This window comes from Pseudomonas sp. SF2 (assembly GCF_036858055.1).
Classification (GTDB): Bacteria; Pseudomonadota; Gammaproteobacteria; order Pseudomonadales; family Pseudomonadaceae; genus Aquipseudomonas.
Genome location: NZ_JAMBDI010000038.1, coordinates 218 through 7,410 on the forward strand (window position 1 = coordinate 218; position 7,193 = coordinate 7,410).

The window sequence follows — 7,193 nt, forward strand, 5'->3', positions numbered from 1 at the left end:
GGCATGCCCGCTCCCACAGAGGCCACGTCGCCCTTGCTAACGCGTTCCGGCCCCGGCCCGAGCCGAAGTTGCTTCAAGCCTGCTTGAGCAACAACGCCACCCCCGGGAAATACTGCCCCAGCTCGTTGTGCAACTTGCGGTAGGCATACGGGAAGTACCAGGCGATGGCACAGGCGGTATGTTTCTGCAGATCGTCGACCAGGTCCTGCAGTTCCTCGGGACTGGCGTGCTGGCCGGCCTTCCACGGGCTGATGAACAGCGCTCCGGCCTTCAACTGGCTGGGGTAGGCCACCTGGCGGGCGAGGGCAGCGGTCTGCTGCAGGGCGTCGGCCATGTCCAGCCGGGCGATTTTCGGCCAGCGCTGGCTGGCACTGAGGTATAGCGCTTCACCGGCACTGCTGAGCAACAGGTCGCAGCGCCCTTCGTATTCACCTTCATCGCGCTGCTTCTTGCCGGCAAACTGCTGCAGTGCCGCCAGCTCGGCCTGCCAGGCCGCCGCGGCAAGCAACCCGGTATTGGCGGCTGCCCCATGCCAGTACGGTGCTTCGGCATCGCCGGCAAACTGGTTGAAGCGGTCGATGCAGTCGCCCCAGCGCTCCAGCACCGGGGCAAGAAACTCCAGGCGCGGGTTGTTGATGATCTGGCCTCGCATGCTGCGCTCTCCTGTTGTCGTTGTGATCGCGTTCAGCTGAAAGTGATGGCTATGTGATATCACTGTATCCAGTGTGGCACAACCGGGTGAATTGGCCATTACCCGGGCGGTGACTGTTCGGCTGCAAAGCGGCCCGCTTCGATTGACGCTCCCGGTGCAACCCTCTAACCTTCGCGCGTGTTTCAGGTGTCCTGCCAGCCCCGTCTGGGCAGGGTGAAACTGGGAAGCCGGTGGGTGCCAGCATGGCGCGATTCCGGCGCTGCCCCCGCAACGGTAGGTGAGTCGCGGCCGCGCAGGGCCACTGGGTGCCAGCACCCGGGAAGGCGCGCAGGCCTGGGCCCAGGCCCGCTCACAAGCCCGGAGACCGGCCTGATACTGCCAACGGCATCACGGAGGGTGATGCGCGGTGCACCGTGGCCTACGGCCACGGCCCCTGCGCGTTCTCCGTCTGCCCGCCTATTACCTGTCGCCTCGCGTTGCCGTGGCGCCAGCCAGCGGAGAACCCTGATGAGCGAATCCACCGAACGCGACGAACGCCACCTGGCGCGCATGCAGCGCAAGAAGGCGATCATCGACGAACGCATCGCCAATTCCCCCAACGAGTGCGGCCTGCTGCTGGTGCTGACCGGCAATGGCAAGGGCAAGAGCAGCTCGGCCTTCGGTATGCTCGCGCGCGCACTGGGCCATGGCATGCAGTGCGGTGTGGTGCAGTTCATCAAAGGCCGCAACAGCACCGGCGAAGAGCTGTTCTTCCGCCGCTTCCCCGAGCAGGTGCGCTACCACGTGATGGGCGAGGGCTTTACCTGGGAAACCCAGGACCGCCAGCGTGACATCGCCGCCGCCGAAGCGGCCTGGGCTGTGTCGCGCCAGTTGCTGCAAGACCCGAGCGTGCAGTTCGTGGTGCTCGACGAACTGAACATCGCCCTCAAGCATGGCTACCTCGACCTTGACCAGGTGCTCTCCGACATCCAGGCCCGCCCACCGATGCAGCATGTGATCGTCACTGGCCGTGCCGCGAAACCCGAGATGATCGAACTGGCCGACACCGTGACCGAGATGGGCATGCTCAAGCACGCCTTCCAGGCCGGCATCCGTGCCCAGAAGGGCGTCGAACTGTGAGCCAGCCGCGCCACTGCCCCGCCGTGCTGATTGCGGCACCGGCCTCTGGCCAGGGCAAGACCACCGTCACCGCCGCCCTGGCCCGGCTGCATCGCAACCTCGGGCGCAAGGTGCGAGTGTTCAAGTGCGGGCCAGACTTTCTCGACCCGATGATTCTTGAGCGGGCCAGCGGCGCGCCGGTGTACCAGCTCGACCTGTGGATGATCGGCGCCGAGGAAAGCCGCCGCCTGCTGTGGGAAGCAGCCGGTGAGGCCGACCTGATCCTGATCGAAGGGGTGATGGGGCTGTTCGACGGCACGCCGTCCAGCGCCGACCTGGCGCGTCACTTCGGCGTGCCGGTGCTGGCGGTAATCGACGGCACGGCCATGGCTCAGACTTTCGGCGCCCTGGCCTTGGGCCTGGCACGCTACCAGGCGGACCTGCCGTTTGCCGGTGTGCTGGCCAACCGGGTAGGCAGCCTGCGCCACGCACAACTGCTGGAAGGCAGCCTGACCGAAGGCCTGCGCTGGTATGGCGGTTTGTCCCGTGAGCGCGGTATCGAGTTGCCCAGCCGCCACCTGGGGCTGGTCCAGGCCAGCGAGCTGAACGACCTGGACGCCCGTCTGGACGCCGCTGCCGAGGCGCTGGGTGCCAGTTGCGATGCTGCCTTGCCGCCGCCAGTGACCTTTGCCGAACCCGATCCGCAAGCCAGTGCTGCGTCGTTGACCGGTGTGCGCATCGGCGTGGCGCGGGACGAGGCGTTTGCCTTCACCTATGGCGCCAACCTCGACCTGCTGCGCAACCTGGGCGCACAGCTTGAGTTCTTCTCGCCGCTGCATGACCACGAATTGCCGGCAGTGGACAGCCTGTACCTGCCGGGCGGTTATCCCGAGCTGCACCACCACGCCCTGGCCGCCAACGCGCCGATGAGCGAAGCGATCCGCGCCCATCACGCCCAAGGCAAACCGTTGCTGGCCGAATGCGGCGGCATGCTGTACCTGCTCGATGCCCTGACTGACGTAGCCGGCGAGCGTGCCGAGCTGCTCGGCCTGCTGCCGGGTGAAGCGACCATGCAGAAGCGCCTGGCGGCCCTGGCGCTGCAGGCGGTGGAAATGCCGGAAGGCATCCTGCGCGGTCACACCTATCACCATTCTCTGACCAGTACCGCACTGGAACCGATCGCCCGTGGCCTGAGCCCCAACGGTGGTCGCGGCAACGAAGCGGTGTACCGCCTGGGGCGGTTGACGGCTTCCTACGTGCACTTCTACTTCCCCTCCAACCCGGATGCGGCGGCGGCGCTGTTGCGACCATGAGTGAACACGCCTACAGCGACGCCGAGCGCGCCGCGATCTACCGGGCCATCGGCGAACGCCGTGACATGCGCCATTTCGCCGGTGGCGAGGTGGCCCCGGAACTGCTGGGCCGCCTGCTGGCCGCCGCGCACCAGGCGCCAAGTGTCGGGCTGATGCAGCCCTGGCGCTTCATCCGCATCACCCAACGCGACCTGCGCGCCCGTATCCAGGCCCTGGTGGAAGCAGAACGGGTGCGTACCGCCGAAGCCTTGGGCGAGCGCTCCGACGCCTTCATGAAACTGAAGGTGGAGGGTATCAACGACTGCGCCGAACTGCTGGTGGCCGCCCTGATGGACAACCGCGAGCCGCATATCTTCGGCCGCCGCACCCTGCCGGAAATGGACCTGGCCTCGCTGGCCTGCGCCATCCAGAACCTGTGGCTGGCAGCCCGTGGCGAAGGCCTAGGCATGGGCTGGGTGTCGCTGTTCGACCCGCAGGCGCTGGCGGCTCTGCTGGGCATGCCGGCCGGGGCCAAGCCGGTCGCGGTGCTGTGCCTGGGGCCGGTGACCGAGTTCTACCCGGCACCGATGCTGGTGCTGGAAAACTGGGCCGAGGAACGGCCCTTGAGTGAAATGCTCTTTGAGAACCAATGGGGAGAACGCCAATGAGCGTGGCCTTGCTGACCGTGGCCGGCGTGGCCCTGGATGCTCTGTTGGGCGAACCGCAGCGGCGCCACCCGCTGGTGGCCTTCGGCAACATGGCCAGTAACCTCGAGCGCCGCCTGAATGCCGGTGGGCGCGGCTGGCGCAGCCACGGGGTGAGCGCGTGGTTCCTGGCCGTGGTGCCGCTTACTTTGGTGGTGCTGATCCTGTCCTGGCTGCCGTACATCGGCTGGCTGGTCGACGTGCTGGCACTGTACTGCGCCGTCGGGCTGCGCAGCCTGGGCGAACACGTGTTACCGGTGGCCAGTGCCTTGCGCCAGGGCGACCTGCAGGAAGCGCGGCGCCGTGTGGGCTACCTGGTCAGCCGCGAAACCCGCGAACTGGACGAGCCCGCCGTGGCCCGGGCGGCCACCGAATCGGTGCTGGAGAACGGCAGCGACGCGGTGTTCGCCGCGCTGTTCTGGTTCGTGCTGGCCGGTGCGCCGGGCGTGGTGCTGTACCGCCTGAGCAATACCCTGGATGCCATGTGGGGCTACCGCAACGAACGCTTCGAACGCTTCGGCTGGTGCGCGGCGCGCGTCGACGATGTGCTCAACTATATTCCCGCCAGGCTGGTGGCATTGACCTACGCGCTGCTGGGCAAGACCCGCCTGGCCCTGGCCTGCTGGCGCAAGCAGGGCCCACTGTGGGACAGCCCCAATGCCGGGCCGGTGATGGCCGCCGGTGCTGGCGCGTTGGGGGTGGAGCTCGGTGGCCCGGCGGTGTACCACGGCGAACTGCATGAGCGGCCACGCCTGGGTGACGGGCCCATGGCCGACGCCGACGCCATCGAGCGTGGCTGGAGCCTAGTGCAGCGCGGCGTGTGGCTGTGGCTGCTGGTGATCTGCCTGGGGGCCTATATCAATGCTTGAACACGGAGGCCGCCTGCTGCGGGCGGTACGGCAATACGGCATCGCCCGTGAGCAGTGGCTCGATCTGTCCAGCGGCATTGCGCCATGGCCTTTCCCGATCCCACCGATTCCCATGGAGGCCTGGGCTCGCCTGCCGGAGACGGAGGATGGCCTGGAGGACGCCGCGCGCGCGTATTACGGCGCCCGCCAATTGCTGCCGGTGGCCGGTTCCCAGGCTGCGATCCAGGCTTTGCCGCTGTTGCGCGCAGCCGGCCGGGTTGGGGTGCTGACGCCGTGCTATGCCGAGCACCCATACGCCTGGCAACGGGCGGGGCACCAGTTGCTGGAGCTGGACGAAGCGCAGGTCGAGGCGACGCTCGACAGCCTCGACGTGCTGGTGCTGGTCAACCCCAACAACCCCACCGGCCGCCGGGTGCCGCGAGAACGCCTGCTGGATTGGCACGCACGCCTGGCCGCCCGTGGTGGCTGGCTGCTGGTCGACGAAGCGTTCATGGACAACACCCCGGCGGATGGCGTGGTTGATTGTGCCGAGCGCCCGGGGCTGATCGTGCTGCGCTCGTTCGGCAAGTTCTTCGGCCTGGCCGGCGTACGCCTGGGGTTCGTTGCCGCCGAACGCAGCCTGCTGCTGCGCCTGGCCGAGTTGCTTGGCCCGTGGACCGTCAATGGCCCGACCCGGGTGCTGGCCCAGGCCAGCCTGGCCGACCACGCCGCCCAGCGTGTGCAGGTCGAACGCTGTGCTGCCGCCAGCCAGCGGCTGGCTATGCTGTTGCGCAGCGCTGGCTTGGCGTCCAGCGGCGGTTGCGACCTGTTCCAGTACGTGCGCAGCGAGCATGCTGCGCAACTGCATGACTTTCTCGCTCGCCGCGGCATCCTGGTGCGCCTGTTCGAGCAGCCGCCGGCGCTACGCCTTGGGCTGCCGGCCTGTGCGGCGGACGAACAGCGCCTGGCCCAGGCTCTGGCGGCCTATCAAAAGGAAACGGCATGACCACCCTCATGGTGCAAGGCACCACCTCCGATGCGGGCAAGAGCACACTGGTGACCGCGCTGTGCCGCTGGCTGTTGCGCCAGGGTGTCGGCGTGGTCCCGTTCAAGCCGCAGAACATGGCGCTGAACAGCGCGGTGACCGCTGACGGCGGTGAAATCGGCCGGGCCCAGGCGGTGCAGGCCCAGGCCTGCCGGCTGGAACCACACACCGACATGAACCCGGTGCTGCTCAAGCCCAACAGCGACACCGGCGCCCAGGTGATCATCCATGGCCGTGCCGTCACTAGCATGAACGCAGTGGCCTACCACGACTACAAGGCTATCGCCATGCAGGCGGTGCTGGCTTCGCATCAGCGCCTGAGCGCTGCCTGGCCGGTGGTCATGGTCGAAGGCGCGGGGTCTCCGGCGGAGATCAACCTGCGTGCCGGTGACATCGCCAACATGGGCTTTGCCGAAGCGGTGGACTGCCCGGTGATCCTGGTCGCCGACATCAATCGCGGTGGCGTGTTCGCCCACCTCGTGGGCACGCTGGAGCTGCTGTCACCCAGTGAGCAGGCGCGGGTAAAGGGCTTTGTCATCAACCGCTTCCGCGGCGACATCGCCTTGCTGCAGCCGGGGCTGGACTGGCTGGAGCAGCGCACCGGCAAGCCGGTGCTGGGCGTGCTGCCATATGTCACCGATCTGCATCTGGAAGCCGAAGACGGCATCGACGCGCGCCAAGGGGCAAAGGCCGAGCGCGTGCTCAAGGTGATCGTCCCGGTGCTGCCGCGCATCAGCAACCACACCGACTTCGACCCACTGCGCCTGCACCCGCAGGTGGACCTGCAGTTCATCGGCCCGGGCCAGGCGATTCCGGCTGCCGACCTGATCATCCTGCCGGGCTCCAAGAGTGTGCGCGGCGACCTGGCACAACTGCGTGAGCGCGGTTGGGACCAGGCCATTGACCGGCACCTGCGTTATGGCGGCAAGCTGATCGGCATCTGCGGTGGCCTGCAGATGCTGGGCCGCGAAGTGCATGACCCGCTTGGTCTTGAAGGGGCCGCAGGCTCCAGCCCGGGGCTTGGCCTGTTCGATTACGCCACGGTGCTCGAAGCCGAGAAGCAACTGCGCAACGTTGCCGGCACCCTGAACCTCGAAGCAGTACCGATTGCCGGTTACGAAATTCATGCCGGCGTCACCACGGGGCCAGCCCTGGAGCAGCCTGCCGTGCAACTTGCCGATGGCCGTTGCGATGGTGCTGTCAGTGCCGATGGCCAGATACTTGCCACCTACCTGCACGGCCTGTTCGAAGGCAGCCAGTCGTGCGCGGCGTTGCTGCGCTGGGCTGGCCTGGAGGAGGTGCAGGTCATTGATTACGAGGCCCTGCGCGAACGCGACATCGAGCGCCTGGCCGACCTGGTGGAAAAGCACCTGGACACCGCGCGCCTGCGCCAGCTCTGTGGGGTGGCCTGACATGCGCAACCTGATCCTCGGCGGTGCCCGCTCGGGCAAGAGCCGGCTGGCCGAACAGTTGGCCAGCGCCAGTGGCCTGCCGGTGACCTACATCGCCACCAGCCAGCCGCTGGATGGTGAAATGAACGAGCGGGTGCTGCTG

At 67.5% G+C, this 7,193-nt stretch carries 8 protein-coding genes and 1 riboswitch; of the genes, 7 read left to right on the top strand and 1 reads right to left on the bottom strand.

What is annotated here, in order from left to right; translation table 11 throughout:
• Positions 1-73 precede the first annotated feature (73 nt).
• Entirely contained in the window at positions 74-652 is a 579-nt protein-coding gene (locus tag M2S36_RS20235; RefSeq protein ID WP_063911550.1) for a hypothetical protein, read from the bottom strand.
• Between the two features lie 167 nt (positions 653-819).
• Positions 820-1,039, top strand: a riboswitch (cobalamin riboswitch).
• 120 nt (positions 1,040-1,159) lie between these two features.
• Between M2S36_RS20235 and cobO the strand changes: the two genes are divergently transcribed.
• From cobO to M2S36_RS20270, 7 genes are all read left to right on the top strand, one after another.
• Entirely contained in the window at positions 1,160-1,771 is a 612-nt protein-coding gene (cobO, locus tag M2S36_RS20240) for a cob(I)yrinic acid a,c-diamide adenosyltransferase (protein ID WP_013971375.1), read from the top strand.
• Complete coding sequence (locus tag M2S36_RS20245) at positions 1,768-3,063, top strand: cobyrinate a,c-diamide synthase (RefSeq protein WP_063911552.1); 1,296 nt, start codon at positions 1,768-1,770, stop codon at positions 3,061-3,063. Before cobO ends, M2S36_RS20245 begins: the two co-directional genes overlap by 4 nt.
• Positions 3,060-3,710: a 5,6-dimethylbenzimidazole synthase gene (bluB, locus tag M2S36_RS20250; RefSeq protein WP_085593449.1), complete on the top strand. Its 651-nt coding sequence runs from the start codon at positions 3,060-3,062 to the stop codon at positions 3,708-3,710. The genes M2S36_RS20245 and bluB overlap by 4 nt, the downstream gene beginning before the upstream one ends.
• Entirely contained in the window at positions 3,707-4,615 is a 909-nt protein-coding gene (cbiB, locus tag M2S36_RS20255) for an adenosylcobinamide-phosphate synthase CbiB (protein ID WP_207829314.1), read from the top strand. The genes bluB and cbiB overlap by 4 nt, the downstream gene beginning before the upstream one ends.
• Entirely contained in the window at positions 4,608-5,600 is a 993-nt protein-coding gene (gene cobD, locus M2S36_RS20260; RefSeq protein ID WP_333957739.1) for a threonine-phosphate decarboxylase CobD, read from the top strand. Before cbiB ends, cobD begins: the two co-directional genes overlap by 8 nt.
• Positions 5,597-7,051 (top strand): cobyric acid synthase, encoded by a 1,455-nt coding sequence (locus tag M2S36_RS20265; RefSeq protein ID WP_207829303.1) that lies wholly within the window; start codon positions 5,597-5,599, stop codon positions 7,049-7,051. The genes cobD and M2S36_RS20265 overlap by 4 nt, the downstream gene beginning before the upstream one ends.
• A gap of 1 nt (position 7,052) precedes the next feature.
• The coding region (locus tag M2S36_RS20270) for a bifunctional adenosylcobinamide kinase/adenosylcobinamide-phosphate guanylyltransferase (RefSeq protein WP_333957742.1) at positions 7,053-7,193 on the top strand (141 nt) is incomplete at its 3' end.